The following is a 22,669-nucleotide window of genomic DNA, read 5'->3' as shown; positions in this document are numbered from 1 at the left end:
ATTCATGCGAGAAATCATTCTTATATCACTTTTAGGACCTGACCAACCTAATCAATTTACACGATTAATGCAGGTTTTGTCCGCACATTCCTTACAGATTTTAGATGTTGGACAAGCAGTCATCCATAATCAGCTGACTTTAGGTATTGTTGTTTCGTCGGAAGATCAGACTGCGACAGCATTAGCCATGAAGGAAATGTTGATTTTAGCACATGATATTGGCTTAACAGTGCGCTTTAAACCAATCTCTACAACAGAATATCAACAATGGGTAAATGAGGGAGGCCGTACACGCTATATTGTGACGGCACTTGCGCCAGAATTGCAGGCTTCTCATTTACAGGCAGTTACAAATATTGTGTCGAGCCAAGGCTTCAATATTGAAACTGTGACCCGTTTATCGGGTCGTCCTGAGTTAGAGGGAGCTGTTGAGGGGCCGAAACGTGCCTGTGTTCAGTTTGGTCTGAAAGGGCAAATGTTAGATGCAACCGCAATGCGTGCTGCTTGCTTACGTCTGTCTACTGAATTGGGCGTAGACGTAGCAGTTCAGGAAGACAATGCTTACCGTCGTAACCGCCGTTTGGTTTGTTTCGACATGGACTCTACCTTAATTGAGCAAGAAGTCATTGATGAACTTGCCATTGAAGCAGGCGTGGGTGCGCAAGTGGCTGAAATCACTGAGCGTGCAATGCAAGGTGAATTGGACTTCCAAGCCAGCTTCCGTGCACGTGTGGCGTTACTTAAAGGTATGGATGCATCTGTACTGCCAAAAATTGCTGAACGTCTAACCGTGACCGAAGGTGCTGAACGCTTAATTTCAACTTTGAAAGCATTGGGTTACCGCACCGCCATTTTGTCGGGTGGCTTCCAATATTTTGCTGAATATCTTCAAGCTAAACTCGGCATTGATGAAGTGCACGCCAATGTGCTTGATGTGCAAGATGGTGTGGTGACAGGTGAAGTAAAAGGCCACATTGTGGATGGTGCACGTAAAGCATATTTATTGACTCAAATTGCTGAGGAAATGGGAATTTCACTGGAGCAAGCCATTGCTGTGGGTGATGGTGCCAATGACTTACCAATGTTGTCATTGGCAGGTCTTGGCGTGGCGTTCCGTGCTAAGCCATTGGTACGCCAAAATGCCAATCAAGCCATTTCAAGTGTTGGCTTAGATGGGGTGCTTTACCTATTGGGTGTACATGATAAAGATTTAAACCGTGCTTAAATAAGTTTGGTTTGACATTTTAAACGCAGCATTCTTGCTGCGTTTTTTATGCCAATTCAAGTCGCTGTCCGATGAGTGGTAAATAAAAATTGTTGATAAAAACAACGATTAACAGCATTCGAAAAATTAATTTATTTAGGCAAAAAAGCATGGTTTTTTTTGTAATGACACGCGAGACGAGATGTCATCATTGTTCCAGAAATTATCTAAAAAGAAAAAATGTAATGACAAAATAATGTTGCGACAAGGTGTGTCGCAAGGACAAAAATACAGACTTTTTTTATGCAAAAAACTCAGCATAATGCTTGCAAGAGATTGAGATCGACCAAATCTATTTACTGAATACACAGTAGTGAGACAGGTCAGCATCCTGTCACAACAAGAGATGTCACCTGTCACATGACGGAGGTTTTTATGTTAACAGCGAATTTAGCAACCATCGTTGGCCTGAGCTTGGTATCGGCTGCTGTGATTGCTGTTTTCTTCTCGCCTTATCGTCGCTGGTTGGGTTTTATGCTAGCGGGGATGCTGGTGTGGGGGCTGATTGAAGTGATTCGTTATGGCACACAAACCATGTTCGAATTGCCTGTGACCTATAGTTATTTAACAGCGCTAATGGCAGCTATGGTGGTCTTCACTTTGGTGTTATTACGTGAAGATCGTCGTGCTGAACGCGCATTAGCAAAACGCCAATGTATTGAACATACACCGGTCTATGATGAAGAACAGCAGTGCTCTAGTCGTTAATTTAAAAAATAACAAAACAAAATGCGCCCAAGGGCGCATTTTTTATGAACTCATCAGTGAGTATAGAGATACAAAGGCTTACTTCTGAAAACCGAAGTTATGGTAGGATGAAGCCAGTCAATTTTCCAACAATTACAATAGGCTTCAAGTCATGAAACTATCATCCATTCCTGTCGTAAAACTTCCTTTGGTTGATGTCAGTACAGATCCATTAGACTTACTCGTGGCAGGTCTGGCTCTTCGTATGAAACAGTTAGCACGTACTAGCCCAAAATTTATTGAATTGGTGCATGAACGTCAGTTCCGTATACAAATTGGTACGGACTTGGGGCTAGCACGTCAAATTATTGTAAATAATGGTCAGATTGATACGGTTGCTGGTGATGCGGAAAAAGCTGATTTCGTTTTACAGTTTGCAGACAGTGAGCAGGGTGTGAAAACGCTAATGAAAGGCGATCCAACTGCATTTATGACAGGTATGCAAAATGGCAGTATTAAAATGGAAGGTGATTTTGGCCTATTGGTTTGGTTTAACCAAGTTGCCAAATTGATTCCACCTAAACTTCCAAAACCAGTGAAAGAAAAAATCAAACTGGCACGTGCATTTATTAAAGAGAAAACCGGTAAATAAATTTAATTTTCATTGAAATTTAACGCTTTTTTGGTAAGAATACCTCCGCTTTTTAGGGGGTATTTTTATGAAAAAATTAATTACATCGGGTTTAATTGCCGCATCATTAACAATGACAGGTTGCGCAAGCATTATTTCGGGGTCAACTCAAACTTTAACGTTTAAGTCAGTGCCAGATGAAGCATCGATTTCGATTACAAATAAAGCTGGAGAAAAAGTACATACTGGCATCACACCTGCAACTGTTACTTTAAAACGTGGCACTGGATACTTTAAACCTGCAGCTTATGAGGTGACATTTAAAAAAGATGGCTATCAAACAAAGACTGTACAGGTAACAGGAACGGTAAATGGTTGGTATGTCGCTAATATTATTTTTGGCGGACTTATTGGTTTGTTAATTGTTGATCCAGCAACGGGTGCAATGTATACATTGAATCCGTCTGATGTAAATGCGGTATTAGATGCGAATCAAACAACTGCTGCACAGAAAAATGAGCAATCATTAACAGTTATGCTTGTGAAAGATATTCCAGTAGATATGATGCAACGCGCAAAATTAATTACAACGCTGTAAAAGCTGAGATTTAATTTAAGTAATAAAAAAGCCCTCAACTGAGGGCTTTTTTATTACTTCGTTTTTATTCAATTTCTAAATTAAAAGTGACCGGCCCATCATTAACTAAATGCACTTTCATGTCGGCAGCAAAGATGCCTGTTTGTACATGGTCATATTGGCTCTTGGCGTAATCGACCAGCTGTTCATACAGCGCTTTGGCATCGCTTGGCGGCATGGCTGGGCCAAAATCGGGGCGCAGGCCTTTTTGCGTTTGCGCCATCAGGGTAAATTGAGACACCAAGAGGATACCGCCGCCTGCTTGACTGACATTCCAGCCCATCTTGCCTTGTTCATCATCAAAAAAACGGTATTTCAAGATCTTATCGATCAGTTTTTTGCCTTTTTCTAAATCATCCGCTTTGCCAAGGCCTAAAAACACCAAAATACCGTGATTAATTTCACCCGTGATCTCACCATCGACCACCACTTTGGCTTCTAAAACACGTTGTAACAAGGCCCGCATAACTTCTTCCGAGTAGAAAATTGAACATAGGGCAGGGATTGTAGCAAATGCAGCATTCTTTCGAGGCGATGTGTAGAATTTTTTGGACTCAAACATTTGAAAATGAACTGTATATTTTTTATAAATCTAATAATACGATTGAATTTATAAAAATAATCTGCTTTATCTATTTATTAAATATCAGTATCTTTGCGGGGCAGGAAAGGTATTTAACAGAGAGATTAAGACGATGTTTAAGCGTTCTTTATTGGTTGCGATGTTAGCAACAGCAACAGCGGCGACTCAAGCAGCGCCATTAACCAAAGACAATGGTGCACCAGTAGGCGATAACCAAAACTCGATTACTGCGGGTCCAAATGGTTCAGTTCTACTTCAAGACGTACAATTGGTTCAAAAATTACAACGTTTTGGTCGTGAGCGTATTCCTGAGCGTGTGGTACATGCCCGTGGTACAGGTGCGTATGGTGAATTCGTTGCAACTAAAGATTTATCTGATCTCACCATTGCTTCATTGTTCAAAGCAGGTACTAAGACTCCAGTTTTCTTACGTTTCTCGACTGTAATTCATGGTAAAGGTTCTCCAGAAACTTTACGTGACCCGCACGGTTTTGCGATCAAGTTCTATACACAAGAAGGCAACTGGGACTTAGTGGGTAACCAAACGCCAGTATTCTTCATCCGTGATGCGATCAAATTCCCAGACTTCATCCATGCCATGAAGCCTAGCCCAATCAACAACGTTCAAGACGCAAACCGCGTATTTGATTTCTTGTCTAGCCAGCCATGGGCAACCAACATGTTGACTTATGTGTATGGTAACCAAGGCGTGCCTACCAGCTACCGCGAACAAGACGGCTTTGGTGTACATGCGTACAAGCTTTATAACGACAAAGGCGAATACAAATACGTGAAGTTCAACTTCCGCTCTAAACAAGGCGTGAAAGGTCTGAACGTTAAAGAAGCTGCTGAGCAACAAGGTAAAGATTTTAATCACTTGACTAACGATCTTTATAACAACATCAATGCTGGTAAATTCCCGAAATGGGATCTTTATATCCAAGTGTTAGATCCTAAAGATTTAAACAGCTTTGATTTTGACCCGCTTGATCCAACAAAAATCTGGCCGACGAACCTAGTTCCAGAAACTAAAGTGGGTACATTGACGCTGAACCGTATGCCGAAAAACTTCTTCCAGGAAACGGAACAAGTGGCATTGGCTCCAGGTAACTTAGTCCCAGGTATCGAGCCATCAGAAGACCGTCTGCTGCAAGGCCGTATCTTCTCTTACTCAGATACACAAATGTACCGTTTAGGCGCGAACCACCAGCAAATTCCAGTAAACCGTCCGCTTGTTGCTGTTAACAACAACAACCAAGATGGCTACATGAATGTTAGCGAGCGTGATTCTGACGTGAACTACGAGCCAAGCCGTAAAGAGCCTAAAGCTGCCACTGAGAAAGCGCGTGCGGTTGAAACGCCGCTTTTTGGCACAGTTCAGCAAAAAGGCGTGAAAGAGCAAAACTTCAAGCAGGCGGGTGAGCTTTATCGTTCATACTCTGCGAAAGAGAAAGAAAACTTAATCATGAACTTGGCGGCTGACCTTGGCAACGTGAAAGATTCGGAAACGAAACACATCATGTTGTCTTACTTCTATAAAGCAGATGCAGACTACGGTACACGTATGACTAAAGCAGTAAACGGTAACCTTGCAACTGTAAAAGCTAAAGCAGCACAACTGAAAGACTAATTTCGATCAGTCTGAAGGATTGGTAACTAGGGTCTAGAACGTTACCTCAAAAAAGTCCTATGAAGCTCCATACCTTTCCTGCACCCTAGGGGGAGTTTCATAGGCACTCCTTAAATATTCATTTTTATGAAATGAATTATTTCTAATTCAATTCTACATTCGATTTCTGTTGGAGTTCATCATGAAAGTTATGCAACATTTGACTTTAGCCAGTCTTCTAGCGTTTGGTTCCGCATTTACAAACGTGGCAATCGCGGAAGATATCTCCCCCGCTAAAGCAACTGCAAGCGATCAGATGACCTCACAACAGGAATTGATCGCAATTTTCTTTGCTGCAGCCAAAACTGGCAATGAAGAAGTCATCAATGAATTTCTTAAGCACGGTTTTCCGGTCGATGTGCGCAATGCTTCGGGTTTTACACCACTGATGATGGCGACCTATTACGGTCATCAAAATATTGTGACTCGTTTGCTGGAACAAGGTGCAGACCGCTGCGCACGTGACAATAAAGGCAACACCGCATTGATGGGTGCCATGTTTAAATTAGAATGGGCGATTGCAAAGCAATTACGCCAAGTGGATTGCGATGCAAATGCCAAAAAAATGGGGCAAAAGACTGCAGAACAGTTTGCGCGTGAATTTGGTCAAGAAGAAAAATATCGACAGTTACTCAAAAAATAGTGAGCTTGATCGCGCTCAGCTTCAGCAAAAAAATTGAAAAAAGTCGATGAATCGCGGTGATTTATAAGTTATTCCACTAAATCAATCGGCTTTTTATCAATAAAGTATGCTTTAATGCAAAGAGTTGATAAAAACTGAAAGTCTTTATGTCTCCAATCATCCAATCCTTATTAGACACAGATCTGTATAAATTCACCATGCTTCAGGTGGTGTTACACAAATTTCCGCAAACCCATAGTGTGTATCACTTTCGTTGCCGTAACTTGGATGATACAGCCTATCCACTGGTTGAAATTTTGGATGATTTAAACATGCAGCTCGACATGCTTTGTCAGTTGAAGTTTAAAGATGATGAATTGCAGTATTTACGCAGTTTACGTTTTATTAAAAGCGATTTTGTTGATTATCTTGAATTATTTCAGCTTAAACGCCGTTTTATTAAAGCGGGTATTGATGATGAAGGTCGACTGGACATTTGGGTAGAAGGCCCAATGGTTCAAGCGATGATGTTTGAAATCTTTGTTTTAGCCATCGTCAATGAATTATATTTCCAACGTATTCGTACACCCGAAGTTTTAGCCGAAGGTGAGCGCCGTTTGCAACATAAGATTGCCTTGCTGAAGCAGTATGAAGCACGGCAAAATCCAAAGGATCCACCATTCTTGGTCTCTGATTTTGGCACGCGTCGTCGTTATAGTTATGCATGGCAAAAGCATGTAATTGAAGAATTAAATCAGGCTTCACCGTATATTTTCCGCGGTACAAGTAATGTTCTGATTGCCAAAGACTTGAACATTACTCCAATTGGTACAATGGCGCATGAGTTCCTACAAGCATTCCAAGCGCTTGATGTTCGTCTACGTAACTTCCAGAAGTCTGCGCTAGAAACATGGGTGCAGGAATACCGCGGTGACTTAGGAATAGCCTTAACGGACGTTGTCGGTATGGATGCGTTCCTACGTGACTTCGATTTGTATTTTGCCAAACTATTCGACGGTTTACGTCATGACAGTGGCGACCCGTATGAATGGGGCGATAAAGCCTATGCACATTACAAAAAGCTTAAAATTGACAGTAAAACCAAAATGCTGACTTTCAGTGATGGCTTGAACATTGAAAAAGCGTGGGATTTGCATAATTACTTCAAAGACCGTTTCCAAGTTAGCTTTGGTATTGGCACCAACTTGACCAATGATATGGGGCAAACTGCGCTGAATATCGTACTGAAACTGGTTGAATGTAATGGTCAATCTGTGGCAAAAATTTCAGATAGTCCGGGTAAAACCATGACGGATAATGATACTTTCTTAGCGTATCTACGTCAGGTGTTTGACATCTCTGAAGTTAGCGCTTAAACACAGCATTAGATAAAACTAAAAAAGCCGAATCAATGATTCGGCTTTTTTATATCTAAAATATTGCTAAAGGAATGCAAAAATTCAGAATAATAGTGAAAATGACTTATGCTAAGATCGAATTTAATCGCACAAAATACAACACGAACAACGATGACAGCATCTACATTGAATTTTGGTCTGCTGATTGAAGCGGAAGAATTGGTTCCACATCTTGGTAATGAAAAACTACGGATCGTCGATTTGAGTCGTCGTTCGGTGTATGACCAATTGCATATTCCACATGCACTGCATGTGCAGCCGAAACTGTTAGTGCGCCAAGAAGAACAAGCGATGGGGCTTTTACCTGACCAAGCCGGTTTAGAACAGCTCATTCGCTATCTGAATATCAGTCCAGAACATCATGTAGTAGTTTATGACGATGAAGGTGGGGCATGGGCTGGTCGACTGATTTGGAACTTACATTGCCTCGGTTTTGAAAATACCAGTCTCCTCAATGGTGGCATCCATGCTTGGCTTGGGGCAGGCTTACCGACCTCGTCTGAAATTGAGCAATTTGAACCCGTGAGCCCATTGGTTGAAGTCAGTGCAGAGGCGCGTGCTCAGTATCAAACAGATTATGATGAGCTATTGGCTCGTGTGCAGCAGGAGCAGATCCAAGTATGGGACTGCCGTACCGAAGATGAATATACAGGCTTACGATTAGCAGCGCGACGCGGCGGTCACATTCCGGGGGCACGACATTTCGAATGGAGTACTGCCCTTAACCGAGAAAATCATTTAAAATTGCATCCTTTAGAACGCACACAACAACGCTTAGAACAATTGGGATTCAATTTAAACGAACCTGTGGTGGTATATTGTCAGTCCCATCATCGGTCGGGCCTAGCTTATATACTGGGACGTTTACTCGGTTGGAATATTCGAGCTTATGATGGTGCGTGGAGCGAGTGGGGCAACCGACTCGATAGTCCTGTGATCACCGGAGAGTTGCCGTCTTGAGCCTTACATCTCAGTTAAAAAAACAAATTTTTATTCAAGCTCAGCGTGTTGTTCCGCAGCACAAATTATCACGTATCGTCGGTAAATTGGCTGCGAGTGAAAACCCTGTGGTGAAAAATGCTGTGATTACCGCATTTAAAGCACAGTATGGCATCGACATGTCGATTGCTGAGCAAAGTAATGCCCTGAAATTTAAATCATTCAATGAATTTTTCACTCGTTCTTTAAAAGAAGGCGTACGTGTAGTTGATGCAAATGCCAACAGTGTTGTTTCACCCGCAGATGGTGCGATTTCACAACTGGGTAAAATTGAAAATGGTGATGTATTTCAGGCCAAAGGGCAGAAGTTCACTGTTGAAAACCTGATTGCCGATCCACAATTGGCAGAGCCGTTTAAAAATGGGCAGTTTGCTACGGTTTATTTGTCACCAAAAGACTACCACCGTGTACATATGCCATTTGCAGGAACATTGACAGAAACCCTGTATGTACCGGGTGAATTGTTCTCAGTAAACCAGACCACTGCTGAAAATATTCCGGGTTTATTTGCCCGTAATGAACGTATGGTCTGCTTATTTGATACAGAAGTCGGTCGTATGGCGGTTGTATTAGTGGGCGCAATGATCGTGGCAGGTATTGAAACCGTGGCTACAGGTAAAGTTAAACCTACAGGGCGTTTGGAACTGAATCAACACGATTTATTTTTAGAAAAAGGTGCAGAATTGGGCCGTTTCTATTTAGGTTCAACAGCGGTAGTGTTGTTTGAAGAAAACAAAATGCAATGGGATGCGACCTTTAAAGCCAACTCGTCTGTGGTGATGGGCGAAGCTATAGGGCATACCATTTAAGCAATTCCCTCTCCTTTTAGGAGAGGGTTAGGGAGAGGTTTTTGAGCTAAGCTGATGTATTCAAAAAAGAATCCCTTCTAACCTCCCTTTATTAAAGGAAGGAATAAAAAAAAGCGCCTTCAGGCGCTTTTTTTAATTTCAATATTTAGCGTTTTACGACAATCGAGTCGATACTGCTATGACGTAAAGTTTGCTGTGCAATCACGGCAGCTTCTTGTGAATCATAGGGACCAGATACAACGCGATACCAAACTTTGCCATTTTCATTACTTTGGATCACATCGGCAGATAAGCCATTTAAAATAATTTCCGCACGACGGGCATCAGCTTGGTCAGGGTCATCATAGCTACGCACTTGCAAAATATAGCTAGCAGGAGCTGGTGTTGTTTCTGTGGCTTCAATACCCGGCTCAGTCGGCGTGGTGGTAGCCGTTTCAGGTGCTTCAACGATCACCACAGTTTCTTTGGTATCTGTTTCAGGCACAGCTTGATCTGGAATCGGGGTGACTTGTTGCTGAGGCAACAGATCATAAAAACGGTAATCTTTATTGGTTTCTTCTTGGTAGTGTTCAGAGGTAATTTGACCTTTCGGTTTTACCGGCTCCCATGGCTTCCATAACATCAAGGCCACTAAGAAACTCAACACGATTAAAATGATCACAAGTGTACCTAACCATACAGGAATCAATGGTTTTTTAGGCTGATTTGGCCGTTCTGATACACCGCGTTGCGTTTTTCCAAACACGAGGAAACCTCTTTAATTGTAATTGTTACGAACCTAGTGGGAACTGACCCAAAACCAAGTTCTGATTATTATATATTACATGACTGTCATGCTGTTTATGTTTAATTTTCACAATTTCAACATCTTCAATTTTTCATTAAAAGATGACTGAATATCCATGAAAATACAGGCTCATAAAGAGCCTGTATATGCGTCAATGTATATGGTCATACATGGACGGATTCTAATGTATGCTAAGAATGGCTTACATAGATTCAGGCGCACTCACACCCAATAATTCAAGACCATTGCGTAAAACTTGCTGTACGTTTACAGACAGTAATAAGCGCGCTTGAGTCAGTTCTGCATCATCGCCCAAGACTTTATTTTCGTTGTACCAACCATGGAACAACGCCGCCAACTCTTTCAAGTAGTTACCCACTTGGTGTGGTTCATAGCTGTTTGCTGCACGAACCACAATTTCAGGGTAAGCCGCAAGTTTAGCAAGAACTTCAGTTTCAGCTTCTAACTCAAGTTTAGCTGCAAATTGACGCGCAGCTTCAGCAGAGAATTGAACGTCTGTCGCAGCAGCTTTTTCGAGCATACGGCAGATACGTGCGTGTGCGTATTGGATGTAGTACACCGCATTGTCTTTACTTTGAGACACAGCAAGGTCTAAGTCGAAGTCAATGTGTTGTTCTGATTTACGCATGACGTAGTAGAAACGAGCAGCATCGTTGCCCACTTCTTTACGTAAGTCACGTAAAGTCACGAATTGACCTGAACGAGATGACATTTGAACCATCTCGCCGCCACGCCATAGGCTCACAAATTGAACCAAAAGTACGGTCAATTTTTTAGAATCATAGCCAAGCGCATCAATCGCTGCTTTCACACGTGCAATATAACCGTGGTGGTCTGAACCCCAAATATCAATGATATCGGTATAGCCGCGTTGTAGTTTATTTAAGTGATAAGCAATGTCGGATGCGAAGTATGTAGTTTGACCATTACGACGTTTCACAACACGGTCTTTTTCATCACCAAAATCAGTTGATTTGAACCAGATGTTGCCATCTTTTTCGTATAAGAAACCACGTTGATCGAGCATTTGTAATGCTTCATCAATTTTTTCAGTCAAGGTTGCTTCGCTGAACCATTGATTGAAAGTCACGCCAAATTCACCGAGGTCATCTTTAATGTCATCAAGAATGGCTTTCAGCGCAGCTTGATGGAACACACGGTAACCCACAGCCAAATGGTTTTGTGAATTATGAATCAAACCATCAATGTGTTTTTCTTTATCGCCTGAAACAACGACTTTATTGCCTTCGCTATCGAGTTCAGTAGCATATTGCACATCTTCAGGAACATCTTTGTAGATGTCGGCAACAGGGCGTACATAAGCATCGCCATCTTTGTCGATAATGCTTTGTGCGATTTCTTTAACGTAGTCGCCTTGGTATGCATTTTTAGGGAAGACCAGTTGTTGACCGGTCAATTCTAAATAACGCAAGTAAGTCGATGTCGCCAAGATATCCATTTGACGGCCAGCATCGTTGACATAGTATTCACGGTCAACTTTGGCACCTGTTGCCTCAAGGAGATTGGCAACGGTCATACCGTAAGCTGCGCCACGACCATGACCCACGTGTAGGCTAGACGTTGGGTTGGCTGAAACGAATTCCACTTGAACACGTTTTTCAGCATTGGCCTGTGTGCGACCGAACTGATCTTTCTGAGCTTGAATTTGGTCTAAGACAGCAAAACGTTGGTCAGCATTTAAAAAGAAGTTAATAAAGCCAGGACCTGCAATTTCTGCTTTGCTGATATCTGCGACTTCTGGAAGATTTGCCAGAATTTTTTCGGCTAAATCACGCGGCTTCATACCTGCAGCTTTAGAGGCAATCATGGCAATGTTTGACGCAAAGTCACCGTGGCTTCGGTCTTTGGTTCGGGTCAAATTGCTAGTATTGTTCCAGTCAGTTGGGAGTACACCTTCAGCTTGAAGGGATTGCACTGCATGATCGAGCGCTGCTTGTATTGCCGTATTCATAATCAGTCGAAAAATAAATGTCGCAGAAAAACGGTAAATATAGCAAATTTCAGGCTCTTTAGGTGAACCCATTTGTTGCGAATAAAAAATATTCGATAAAAGTGAAGCATTGCTTATATCGAAGTAAAACGATATAAGTGGTTTAGCGATTCAGGATCACTGCTTGAGTATATGGACATGTCACAACCCACCCCTAAAATTTTTGGCAATGTGCCGAAGTTAGCTGCACGCTGGGCGCTGATTATCGTGCCGTTTATTTTGTCTTGTCTCATGAGCGGCATTATTTCGTTTATTAATATGCTCAGAAATTTAGGTTGGTTTGAGGGTTTTCTTACCCTATGGCTGCATAATTGGATGATTTCTTGGGCTATTGCTTTTCCCATTGTGCTGATTTTATTGCCGTTTGTTCGAAAATTTACAGGCCTGTTGGTCGATATGTCAGGGCCACAGCCACCTGCAAAATAAGCCTGCATGTAAGTCACAGTTGAGTAAAACGGTGACTTACTGCATTTCGCTTTAAATATTTATAGGCTATCGCGACAACTTACTGCTTTAGAGAGTAATTCGGCTTTGTTGTTTTGAAAGGTATAGAGTTTTGAGGAATTAAACACTTTAATGACTTTGGCCTGAGCGACAGCGGTTTTAAAGCTTTGGAACTTTTGCTGATGGGCTGTCTCAAACGGATTTCCAAAGTTTTTATTGTCGAGCAGAATTTGAATTTGCCCCACATTTGTATCATGTGCTTTTAGGATCTCTTGGCCATCCGCGTTGCTTATACTGAAAGTTGGGCGCTGAGTGCTGATTTTGCAATTCAATTTGAGGCTCAAGGTGAAATTGTCTGCCGATTTATTTTTGAGGGTAGATATGCCTTGTTGATCATTTTCAATATAGACCCACTGATTTTTCGGCATATTGGTCAGTAGGGTTTCTAACTGTTGTTGGGTACTTTTGCTGATATCGACTGTGCCTTTTTTATCGATTTCAGGGGCTTTTTCTTTACCGAGCATGCCCATCACTTTGTCGCTGACTGTGCTACTGGTTTTGGAAATGGTCTGGCAAGCGCTTAAGCTACTGATGATTAGAATGAATGGTAGTGTATAGATGGCAGGTAAGTGCATAGATTTTATTGTTCTATTAAATTTTCGGATCGGCAAAGTTTAACGGTTCTACGCATAAAGCTCAAACCTACGGCTTATAACCTGTGAGGAGGACTGCTGCAGGCGGCTAAAGCAGCCATTCTACACAGGCACGAATAATCCCTAGTGCGAGGCCAATAAAACCACCGACCACGACACCATTGACTCGAATCATATGCAAGTCGCCACCGACTTCGTTTTCGATCTTATCGATCATTTCACGTGAGTCCCATTCATGTATACGTTCACTGATAAACCGAATGACTTTTTCACTGTATTGGTCGGAGAGATTGATGGCAATATCACTCATTTTTTCATTCAACAATTGGCGTACAGCGACGTTAGAGACAATATTTTCGCCCACTTGTTGAATGGCGACGCGTAGGTTTTGTGCAATACCTGAGTCCGGCTTTTCTAAATCAGAACGAATGGCATCGCATAAAATCACCACCGCACCACTGATAAAATTCAACATTTGTGGACTATCGAGCATGGCGTCTTTGGTGCTATTCAGGCGTTGGCTGGCAACACTCTGATTGTCCGCCAGTTGCTGCATGAGCTGCTGTGCCATGTCTTCGATTTTACGGCGCCACGGATGTTCATGGTCAGCAAGCATGGACTCAACACGACTGACCAGTGAATCAATGGTGCGCTGCTGTACATCAATACCAATCCAGCTCGCACCTTTGGCGAGCTTCCAAACCCCGAGTTCTTTAAACAATTGACGAGATAAATCACGGGTTTGTTCGGGGTGCTGTAACATCCAATCATGGGCTAAATCCAGTCCACGTTGCAGGACATCTTGATGGAAGTCATTTTCTAAAACTGCCCGTAGCATTTCACTGGCAAGATGGTTGACTTGCGTATTGCGTACCCATTGCACGCTGTTATTTTGGATAAATTGTCCAATTTGTTCCTGACCGACAAATTCGAAAATTTTCGGTACCGTTTGCTGAATGACTTGGGTCACTTGCGCATTATTGTGCGGATTGGCCAACCATTTCCCGACGGCAAGAGAGAGATCCGTCTCCGCTAAGCTTTTTTCAACCACTTGTGGTGAAAGAAAATTCTCCTGAACAAAGCGGCCCATCGACTCGGCAATGCGTGCTTTATTACGAGGAATAATTTCTGTGTGGTCACGTAAAAATTTAGGAATCGGAATCCGACCAAAGGGATTGCGAAATAAAACGGTTATCGCATACCAGTCTGCCAAACCACCAACCACGCCAGCTTCTGCTGAAAGCATCAAAATATGAATGAGCCAAACATATTCGGGTAGTAATTTAGCTGCGATCATCAATGCAATCCACGCCAGCACCGCCACGACCAAAGCAATGGTGGCGAAGCGTTTACTGCGTTGCAGATTGGGTGAAACAGCGGGCTGTTCAGTTGGGTTCATCAATGATCGGGTCTCTATGGGTTGACTTATTTGGCGGTAGGCTCAGCGGCTACAGGTAAAGGATTTCCTTGGCTGTCTAAACCATATTTAGCCCCGAGTGATTGCAAAATCAAGCGAGCATCAAAGGCATCCTGAGGGGCTTTGGCACGATCTTTATAGCAAGTAATACTGTAGGAAACTTGAGTTGGATCGAGTGTGACCACCTGTGGAACGTCATAAAACGGGCCTGGCCAAAAACCAGGATGGCGACGGTAATAGCCATATGGATAAGGCATTGGGTCTGGGTAAATCACCGCTTGGCGCGGCGGTTTTTGACTCCGATTACTCGGGTCATCCATGACTTTAAAATATTGAAAGCCATTGTGTAGGGTGGTTTGAGCGGCTTTAACCAAGGTGATTTCTTCGGCAGTACCATAGCTCATATTGGGTCTAGCTTGGAAGCTAATCCGATAGCTTTGAGCATTTAATGGTGTCGCAGAATATTGACCGAGTTGTTCAAAGGTCAAAGGTTTTGATGGGGTTGTGGCACAGCCAGTTAAACCGAGTGCTGCGGTTATGGCTGCTGCGATAATGAGTTTGTTCATGCGCATACTCCTGTTTAATCGGTTCATGGCAAGGGGAGATACTGGCCAAAAGCCGTCAATTAAAAGCTAGAATTGGGCTGAGTTAAAAATTCCAATTCCTCTGCTGTAGATGTTCTGCCCAATACCGCATTGCGATGCGGGTAACGTCCAAATCGATCGATAATCACTTTATGCTTTTTCTCAAATTCTAAGTTGATCGGATTGCCCAGTTGCTCAAATAATTTTAACGTGCTTTGATGGATTTTTGTCGATTCGCTATGCATAAAGGGCATATATAAAAATGAGCGCTGTTCAGAGCTTAATTGTAGATCTAAACCCTGCGCGATGGCTTCTTGTGCAAGCGCCAAAGCCAGTGCATCTTGGGCAAAAGCCAAGCCAGAGTCACGGAATAAATTTCTAGAAAATTGATCTAAAACAATAATTTCAGCCAATCGACCTTCGGCAGTCGTACGCCATTGCCACAGTTCTGCTTGACTGGCCGCTTGATGGATGTCTTTAAACTTTTTTTCGATTAAAACATCAAAATTATTGCTTTTAGCGAACCAATTAGGCTGATTTTCTGGGTTAAACCAAAATTCGAGAATATCTTGATAATTCATAAGTTTTAAGCATTATTAGCATATATTTGTTTATAAAATCACAAATTTCAAATGTCATATAGAGTAAGTTTGTGATAAAAAATTGCCAAAATAAAATCACGGTTTGTCTCAAAACTATACAGTGGGTCATTTGCCCACTTCAAATCGCGTTATACTGATATAAACTGATGATTTTATTTTAGTAGTTTCTTCCATTTAAGCGAGATAGCAATGAGTCAACCCGAATCGACCTCTCAAGACATTTTACCGACTTGGGTAGATTCTTCGCTGATTAAAGGAATGTTGCGCGGTATTGAGCGTGAAAGCTTGCGTATGCAAAGCAACGGTTTCTTGTCTCAGGCCGACCATCCCCAAGCTTTGGGTGCGGCTTTGACTCATCCGCATATTACGACAGACTATTCTGAAGCTTTAATGGAATTTATCACGCCACCAAAAGAAACTATTACAGAGGCGTTGAACTATCTGCAAGATATTCATGCTGTTGCGCATACGCATTTAGAACATGGTGAAAAACTTTGGCCGTTGTCGATGCCATGCATGTTGGATAAAGACGAAGACAGTATTCGTTTAGCGCAATATGGCAGCTCGAATATAGGACGTTTTAAAACCTTGTACCGTCGTGGTTTAGGGGTGCGCTATGGTCGCCGGATGCAGACCATTTCAGGGGTGCATTATAATTTATCTTTCCCAGATCATTTCTTTGAAGCACTACAACAACACGAAACTGACGATGCCCTTAAAGCATTGAGCTTACAGGATTATCGCAGTCATCGTTATTTTGGCCTGATCCGTAATTTTATTCGTTTAACGCCATTGGTGATGTTTTTGGTTGGGGCGAGTCCGTCGGTGTGTAAATGTTTTATGACTGGACGTGAACATCAGCTGTTACCGCTTTTAAAAGGCACGCTATTTTTACCTTATGCGACGGCACTGCGTATGGGAAATTTTGGCTATCAAAATTCAGCACAAAAACAGTTAGGGATTCACTACAACGACATTCAGGCGTATTTGGAAGGTTTGCAAAAAGCGGTCCATACCCCGTATGCCGCATTTAGTCATTTAGGTTTAAATGATGAACACGGTGATCCGATTCAAATTAATGACCATGTATTGCAAATTGAAAATGAATACTACAGTTTGGTTCGTCCGAAACAAGTGCCGCAGGATGGTGAAACACCGTCTGAAGCCCTGCAAAATCGTGGCGTAGGTTATGTTGAATTACGCGCGGTAGATGTCAATCCTTATAGCTCGATTGGGATCAATGAAGACACGGCAGGCTTGCTCGAAGTGGTGGCTTTGTACTGTTTATTGCAAGACAGTCCAGCGTTGTTAGATGCCGAACAAAATGAAATTGAGAAAAATCAGGCGGAAGTGGTAAACCGTGGTCGTGCGCCAAACGCAGTGATTTTACAGCAAGGGCAAGCGATTCCAATTGAAACATGGTGTCGTACACATGTCGCTGCGATGCAACCGTTGGCTGAATTGCTGGATGATTCTTACAATACAGATATTTACACTCAGGCAATGGCTGTGATGCAATCACGCATCGATGAAGTCGATGAAACATTGTCGGCACGTATGATTAGCGATACTTTAGAACAAGGTGGAACTTGGGGCTTTGGTAGCTTTATGGCCTTACAACATGCTGAAGTGTATGAGCAGCATGTCTTGAGCCCAGAAATTGCAGCATATTTTGCACAAGTTGCTGAGCAGTCTTTAGAAAAACAGGCTGAACTTGAGCAAGACTGCACCTTGAGTTTTGAAGAATATTTGAAAAACTTTAGATAAAAAATTTTAAGAGGATTTACCATGAAATGGAGTTTCCGCTTCGTGAGTGGTTTGTTGTTTTTAGCCAGCGTGATCGGTATGTCTTTTGCGCTGTTTTTAGAACATGTACAAGGCTTAGAACCTTGTCCGTTGTGCGTATTCCAACGTATTGGTTTGATTGGACTCGGCATCATTTCATTGATTGCGTTGATTCACAATCCAGCATCGAATTGGGGTAAACGCATTTACGCATTGTTGGGGACACTGTCAATTCTATGGTCTGCTGGGGTGGCTGCGCGTCATATTTGGCTGCAAAACTTACCGCCAGATAAAGTACCGAGTTGTGGTCCGGGACTGGATTATTGGGTAGAAACGCTGCCTTTAAAATCGGTCTTTGAGCAAGTACTGACGGGTTCTGGTGAATGTGCCAAAGTGGATTGGACGTTCTTGGGGCAATCGTTACCGGTTTGGTCATTGGTGTTTTTTGCGGTATTAACCTTGCTCAGTCTTTGGCAGTTATTGCGTAAATATCCAAGCAGACCAGTGCCACGTTTACGTGATAAATTTTAATTTTATGATGCAAAAAAAGCCCTCAACTGAGGGCTTTTTTTTATGAGTCTGAATGGGGGAAGTTTACCTTAGGTCAGGGCAATGCCTTCCATACTTTCCAAGTCCATCATAAATTCATAGATATGATCACAAGCTTTATCGTCATTATTTGGATAGAACCAATGCACGATTTGCTCGGCCACTTGCGGATGATGCTGAATTTCAAAATGGTTCAAGCCATAAAAAATTGCTTTATGTGAATCTGGCACTTTCAGTTGATACCGTGCATTTGGGTGTTCTCCTAACGCACTTTTCACACTGACCAAGTAATCTCCAATCACATGTCGCGTTTTATTGCGACGATGTTCATATTCGATGGTCCCTGCAACGAGGTAGGTATTGATATGCGATGGAATCGGGGCTGGTTTACGGTTGTCGTCCATGAGTCCAATACGGACATCATTATGTTCCCAATCATCATCACGCACGCTGCCATAGCGCAAATCTAAAATGCCGTTACTGCGAATATTCACCACGTGGCCCACGATTTTGACCAAGGGGAAACGCCCCAATTGATCTTGCAGATGAAATCCGATACGTTCAAGCACAGCACCATGATGCGGTGAGCCTAAGCAGACTAGATTTTCGACTTGATGAATCCATTGATACATATTTTGTTTGCCATAAAAAATGGCACTACGGGACACTAAGCCCCCCATACTATGACCAATTAAGTCGATACTGGTAATACCCGGGTTGCGACGGACCAAATCTTCTAATGTATTGGCAAGGCTGCGACCATTGGTCGAGATACGACGACCCGTGTTGTAATTTAAATACAGCATGGTGTTGTGGTCACGTTGTGACAGTAATTTTTCACCAATGCCGCCATATTTGGCTGTCGACCATGACAGATGATTCATGCACAGCCCATGAATTAACAGGGTAATACGACCGTTTAATTCGCCTTTTTGTACCGCACCATAATGGTCGTAAACCACCATCGGTAAGGCCATCGGGTTGTGATATTTCAGTAAATAGTCGCCTAAGACCCCATTCAGTGCGCCCACTAAAAAATGTAAAGACGGGGTGAGAGGTTTGTCGTGTAAGCGTGGGAATTTTTCTATAATGCTACGCAGCGTTGGTGCAAGTAAATAATTGCCATAATTGAAAAAAGTGTTGTAAGAAAATTCGTAAATCCGTGCAATGGTCGGCTGCTTATGAAAGGCTTTCGAGCCTTGTTCGCTCATTCCAAAAATACTGATTAAAATTTCACGTTGAATGTTTTTGATCAAGTCATGCACGACATCACTAAAACGCATTGTCACGAGTTGTGCCAAACCTTCCAGCACATCTGCTTGACTGGGTGGTGTGCGGTCCCATTTACAATAGGTTTCATGCAATGGTGTTAAGCTAGGCATAATGTTCCTATCCTTACATTCAATGCTATCCCTCGATTGTATTTATTACTGGAATAGCCTGAAGTTTCATTGTTTATTTTATCAAATTCTCACGAACAGCTTTTACAATACCGATAACAGACCTGTCGGTGAATGCCTTTTGTCTGACAATTTTACTAAAAATTCAAATTTAGAAAATGTGACGCAGTTAGCACTTATATGCCACTTTTAAAGCAATTTAAAGATCAATTTGGAATCAAAATGATGAATATTGTGTATTTGCATGGTTTTCAAAGTAACTCAAATTCAGTGAAAGGACAGATACTGCGGCGCCATTGCGCAGACTTAAATGGTGTGCACGTGCATTTGCCAGATTTGAATATGCCACCGCTACAGGTGATGCAGCAGATGTCAGAGCTGATTGACGGTCTAGATGATGTGGTTTTAGTGGGCAGCAGCTTAGGTGGCTTTTATGCGACGCAGTTGATGGCATGCCATCACATTCCTGCAGTGCTCATCAATCCTGCGGTCTATCCATGGCAATTATTTCGTGACTTATTTGGCGAGACGGCATTGCCCTATCAGGTGACTGAAACGTGGTGCTTGGATGATGCACAGCTCAATCAAATGCAGGCTTTGGCGGTATCTAAGGTTGAGAACGCAGATCAACTGTTGGTCTTGCTCCAACAAGGTGATGAAACCTTGGATTATCGTGATGCCACTAGGTTTTATAGTGCGGTTCAAGCCGGCACGGCTATGCTGATCACTGAGGTGGATGGAACGCATGGCATGGATGATTTTGCAGAAAAAATACCGATGCTCTTGCAGTTTTTATCTGATGCTGTCAAAAATATGCCTAAATAAAATGATCCAATACAAATGCTGAAAAGCTAGATTCAACATACACAAATAGGCAGTTACGACATCATTTGACGTTTAAATTGTTTAAGAAAATGGCGGCTGATCGCAAGAGATATGCATTTTAATAAAAAAGCATATACTGTAGCGCTCGAAGAAATGTTTTAACCAAAAAGCAGGGAATTTTGCAACGTGACGCAATATACGGCTCAATCACTTGAAGTTTTATCTGGCCTAGATCCGGTACGTCGTCGTCCGGGGATGTATACAGACACTACACGACCAAACCATTTGGCGCAGGAAGTGATAGATAACTCCGTCGATGAAGCGCTTGCAGGTCATGCCAACAAAATTACTGTGACGGTTTATAAAGATGGTTCTTTGTCGGTAGAAGACAATGGACGCGGTATGCCTGTTGATATTCATCCTGAGTATGGCCAAAGCGGGATTGAAATTATTCTGACCAAATTACATGCCGGTGGTAAGTTCAGTACCGATAACTACCAATTTTCAGGTGGTTTACACGGTGTGGGTATTTCGGTGGTGAACGCACTGTCAGATCGTGTTGAAGTGGAAGTTCAGCGTCAAGGCAATCTATATAAAATGGCCTTTGAACATGGCGTTCCTGTGGCACCGCTTGAGGTGTTGGAAGGTAAATGCGCTAAACGTGCAACGGGTACTACCGTGCATTTTTGGCCTGAAGCCAAATATTTTGATTCGCCTAAATTTGCGCTGAAAGCCTTAAAACACAACTTAAAAGCCAAGGCTGTTTTGGCGGCAGGCTTGCAGATTATTTATATCGATCAAATCAACAACGAAAAGATCGAATGGCAATTTGAAAATGGTCTGGTCGACTATTTGATGGATGAGCTACAAGACCGTGACATTGTGCCTGTACCTGCATTTGTGGCGACTGGTGAAGCTGAACGTGCTAGTGCTGAATTTGCCATTTGCTGGAACGTTGAAGGCGGCGAACAGATTCAAGAAAGTTATGTCAATTTGATTCCAACTGCGCAAGGCGGTACACATGTCAACGGTTTACGTTCGGGTGTGACAGATGCGATTCGTGAGTTCTGTGAATTACGGAATTTATTGCCGCGTAATATGAAGCTGTCTGCCGAAGATGTGTGGGATGGTGTCAACTTTATCCTGTCTTTAAAATTCCAAGAGCCACAATTTTCGGGTCAAACTAAAGAACGACTTTCAAGCCGTGAAGCCTCTAGTGTGGTGTTAAATATTGCCAAAGATGCCTTTGCACTGTGGCTCAATCAAAACTCCGATATTGCTATGCAACTGGCAGAAATGGTGATTGCCAAGGCCGGTCGCCGTTTAAAAGCTGCGAAAAAAGTTGAACGTAAAAAGATTGTTTCAGGTCCAGCTTTACCAGGTAAATTGGCTGACTGTGTGGGGCATACCCTCGAAGAATCAGAACTGTTTATTGTGGAAGGAGATTCTGCAGGTGGTTCTGCAAAGCAAGCACGTGATAAGAACTTCCAAGCGATCATGCCGATCCGCGGTAAGATTTTAAATACTTGGGAAGTGTCTTCTGATGAAGTTTTAGCATCGCAAGAAGTACATGATATTGCGATTGCGATTGGTGTAGATCCGGGCAGTGATGATTTGTCAGAACTACGTTATGGCAAGATTTGTATCTTGGCCGATGCCGACTCGGATGGTTTGCACATTGCGACTTTACTCTGCGCACTATTCGTCAAACATTTCCATACTTTGGTTGAGGAAGGACATCTGTTTGTGGCGATGCCACCGCTGTTCCGTATAGATGACAATAAAGATGTGCACTATGCCTTGGATGAAGATGAACTAGAAAGCATCTTGAAGAAATGTAAAACCAAAAATCCTCAAATCACACGATTTAAAGGATTGGGCGAGATGAACGCGAGTCAGCTGCGTGAAACCACCATGGATCCCGATACACGTCGTTTAGTGCAACTAGACTTGGATGACGTACAGTTTACTTCAGGTTTACTCGACAAATTATTGGCGAAGAAGCGCTCTTCAGACCGTAAACATTGGTTGGAACAGAAGGGTAATTTGGCCGATTTGGCGGTTTAAAATTGCGATAAGAAAAAAACCACGCAAGTGGTTTTTTTTTTTGCTTCAAATGTAGGAAAAGCTGCATGATTTGTGTGCTAAAACACCGTATTTTTTGAAAAACGTCGCAAAATTGTTCAATTATAGGTCAAATGTTGGATACAAGTTTGTATGCATCTTTGCGGTGATTTTATGGTATTTGAATCGACCCATAAAAAATTAAAAG

At 42.5% G+C, this 22,669-nt stretch carries 22 protein-coding genes; 14 read left to right on the top strand and 8 right to left on the bottom strand.

What is annotated here, in order from left to right; genetic code table 11:
- Positions 1 to 4: 4 nt before the first annotated feature.
- The 4 genes from serB (at position 5) to AC4CU0_RS14590 (ending at position 3,180) form a co-directional block, all read left to right on the top strand.
- Positions 5 to 1,225 carry a phosphoserine phosphatase SerB gene (serB, locus tag AC4CU0_RS14605; RefSeq protein WP_490743404.1) on the top strand — a complete coding sequence of 407 codons (1,221 nt, stop codon included), beginning with the start codon at positions 5 to 7 and terminating at the stop codon, positions 1,223 to 1,225.
- A gap of 414 nt (positions 1,226 to 1,639) precedes the next feature.
- The gene (aciT, locus tag AC4CU0_RS14600; protein ID WP_067761836.1) at positions 1,640 to 1,972 is read left to right on the top strand and encodes a ciprofloxacin tolerance protein AciT; all 333 of its coding nucleotides are present in this window, start codon (positions 1,640 to 1,642) and stop codon (positions 1,970 to 1,972) included.
- 151 nt (positions 1,973 to 2,123) lie between these two features.
- Positions 2,124 to 2,603: an SCP2 sterol-binding domain-containing protein gene (locus AC4CU0_RS14595; protein ID WP_067761713.1), complete on the top strand. Its 480-nt coding sequence runs from the start codon at positions 2,124 to 2,126 to the stop codon at positions 2,601 to 2,603.
- A 67-nt stretch (positions 2,604 to 2,670) separates the two neighbouring features.
- Positions 2,671 to 3,180, top strand: coding sequence for a hypothetical protein (locus AC4CU0_RS14590; RefSeq protein WP_180057990.1), 510 nt, complete (start codon positions 2,671 to 2,673; stop codon positions 3,178 to 3,180).
- Between the two features lie 64 nt (positions 3,181 to 3,244).
- Here AC4CU0_RS14590 and dtd read toward each other — a convergent pair whose 3' ends face one another.
- Positions 3,245 to 3,685, bottom strand: a complete 441-nt coding sequence (dtd, locus tag AC4CU0_RS14585; RefSeq protein WP_490743403.1) for a D-aminoacyl-tRNA deacylase — start codon at positions 3,683 to 3,685, stop codon at positions 3,245 to 3,247.
- Positions 3,686 to 3,914: 229 nt separating this feature from the next.
- Between dtd and AC4CU0_RS14580 the strand changes: the two genes are divergently transcribed.
- From AC4CU0_RS14580 to asd, 5 genes are all read left to right on the top strand, one after another.
- Positions 3,915 to 5,432: a catalase gene (locus tag AC4CU0_RS14580; RefSeq protein WP_490743402.1), complete on the top strand. Its 1,518-nt coding sequence runs from the start codon at positions 3,915 to 3,917 to the stop codon at positions 5,430 to 5,432.
- Between the two features lie 181 nt (positions 5,433 to 5,613).
- Positions 5,614 to 6,114: an ankyrin repeat domain-containing protein gene (locus AC4CU0_RS14575; protein ID WP_490743401.1), complete on the top strand. Its 501-nt coding sequence runs from the start codon at positions 5,614 to 5,616 to the stop codon at positions 6,112 to 6,114.
- Between the two features lie 146 nt (positions 6,115 to 6,260).
- Positions 6,261 to 7,469 carry a nicotinate phosphoribosyltransferase gene (pncB, locus tag AC4CU0_RS14570; protein ID WP_490743400.1) on the top strand — a complete coding sequence of 403 codons (1,209 nt, stop codon included), beginning with the start codon at positions 6,261 to 6,263 and terminating at the stop codon, positions 7,467 to 7,469.
- A gap of 153 nt (positions 7,470 to 7,622) precedes the next feature.
- The gene (locus AC4CU0_RS14565; protein ID WP_180011651.1) at positions 7,623 to 8,471 is read left to right on the top strand and encodes a sulfurtransferase; all 849 of its coding nucleotides are present in this window, start codon (positions 7,623 to 7,625) and stop codon (positions 8,469 to 8,471) included.
- Complete coding sequence (asd, locus tag AC4CU0_RS14560) at positions 8,468 to 9,319, top strand: archaetidylserine decarboxylase (protein ID WP_180092672.1); 852 nt, start codon at positions 8,468 to 8,470, stop codon at positions 9,317 to 9,319. Before AC4CU0_RS14565 ends, asd begins: the two co-directional genes overlap by 4 nt.
- A 145-nt stretch (positions 9,320 to 9,464) precedes the next feature.
- On the opposite strand, the gene AC4CU0_RS14555 is transcribed toward asd, so the two are convergent.
- Together AC4CU0_RS14555 and argS are read right to left on the bottom strand one after the other, a co-directional pair.
- Complete coding sequence (locus AC4CU0_RS14555; protein WP_490743399.1) at positions 9,465 to 10,064, bottom strand: SPOR domain-containing protein; 600 nt, start codon at positions 10,062 to 10,064, stop codon at positions 9,465 to 9,467.
- 244 nt (positions 10,065 to 10,308) lie between these two features.
- Positions 10,309 to 12,099, bottom strand: coding sequence for an arginine--tRNA ligase (gene argS, locus AC4CU0_RS14550; protein WP_490743398.1), 1,791 nt, complete (start codon positions 12,097 to 12,099; stop codon positions 10,309 to 10,311).
- A 177-nt stretch (positions 12,100 to 12,276) separates the two neighbouring features.
- Here argS and AC4CU0_RS14545 point away from each other — a divergent pair, with 177 nt between their 5' ends.
- The gene (locus AC4CU0_RS14545) at positions 12,277 to 12,564 is read left to right on the top strand and encodes a DUF2798 domain-containing protein (RefSeq protein WP_372491143.1); all 288 of its coding nucleotides are present in this window, start codon (positions 12,277 to 12,279) and stop codon (positions 12,562 to 12,564) included.
- A 59-nt stretch (positions 12,565 to 12,623) separates the two neighbouring features.
- Here the strand turns inward: AC4CU0_RS14545 and AC4CU0_RS14540 are convergent, their stop codons facing one another.
- From AC4CU0_RS14540 to AC4CU0_RS14525, 4 genes are all read right to left on the bottom strand, one after another.
- A complete protein-coding gene (locus AC4CU0_RS14540; RefSeq protein WP_490743397.1) occupies positions 12,624 to 13,217 on the bottom strand; it encodes a YfjT/YkfB family phage-associated protein in 594 nt (197 codons plus the stop codon).
- Between the two features lie 106 nt (positions 13,218 to 13,323).
- Entirely contained in the window at positions 13,324 to 14,634 is a 1,311-nt protein-coding gene (locus AC4CU0_RS14535) for a DUF445 domain-containing protein (protein ID WP_490743519.1), read from the bottom strand.
- A gap of 26 nt (positions 14,635 to 14,660) precedes the next feature.
- Complete coding sequence (locus AC4CU0_RS14530) at positions 14,661 to 15,218, bottom strand: CC0125/CC1285 family lipoprotein (RefSeq protein ID WP_180092677.1); 558 nt, start codon at positions 15,216 to 15,218, stop codon at positions 14,661 to 14,663.
- 59 nt (positions 15,219 to 15,277) lie between these two features.
- Entirely contained in the window at positions 15,278 to 15,817 is a 540-nt protein-coding gene (locus tag AC4CU0_RS14525) for a DUF924 family protein (RefSeq protein WP_490743396.1), read from the bottom strand.
- Positions 15,818 to 16,027: 210 nt separating this feature from the next.
- Between AC4CU0_RS14525 and gshA the strand changes: the two genes are divergently transcribed.
- Together gshA and AC4CU0_RS14515 are read left to right on the top strand one after the other, a co-directional pair.
- Entirely contained in the window at positions 16,028 to 17,605 is a 1,578-nt protein-coding gene (gshA, locus tag AC4CU0_RS14520) for a glutamate--cysteine ligase (RefSeq protein WP_490743395.1), read from the top strand.
- 21 nt (positions 17,606 to 17,626) lie between these two features.
- A complete protein-coding gene (locus tag AC4CU0_RS14515) occupies positions 17,627 to 18,154 on the top strand; it encodes a disulfide bond formation protein B (protein ID WP_180073350.1) in 528 nt (175 codons plus the stop codon).
- Positions 18,155 to 18,222: 68 nt separating this feature from the next.
- Here the strand turns inward: AC4CU0_RS14515 and AC4CU0_RS14510 are convergent, their stop codons facing one another.
- Complete coding sequence (locus tag AC4CU0_RS14510; protein WP_490743394.1) at positions 18,223 to 19,554, bottom strand: PGAP1-like alpha/beta domain-containing protein; 1,332 nt, start codon at positions 19,552 to 19,554, stop codon at positions 18,223 to 18,225.
- 243 nt (positions 19,555 to 19,797) lie between these two features.
- Here AC4CU0_RS14510 and AC4CU0_RS14505 point away from each other — a divergent pair, with 243 nt between their 5' ends.
- Positions 19,798 to 20,397 (top strand): YqiA/YcfP family alpha/beta fold hydrolase, encoded by a 600-nt coding sequence (locus AC4CU0_RS14505; protein WP_490743518.1) that lies wholly within the window; start codon positions 19,798 to 19,800, stop codon positions 20,395 to 20,397.
- A 186-nt stretch (positions 20,398 to 20,583) separates the two neighbouring features.
- Positions 20,584 to 22,464 carry a DNA topoisomerase IV subunit B gene (gene parE, locus AC4CU0_RS14500; protein ID WP_180066486.1) on the top strand — a complete coding sequence of 627 codons (1,881 nt, stop codon included), beginning with the start codon at positions 20,584 to 20,586 and terminating at the stop codon, positions 22,462 to 22,464.
- Positions 22,465 to 22,669 lie beyond the last annotated feature (205 nt).

It is taken from the genome of Acinetobacter sp. LipI_15 (assembly GCF_058242865.1).
This window is presented reverse-complemented; position numbering and strand designations above follow the sequence as displayed.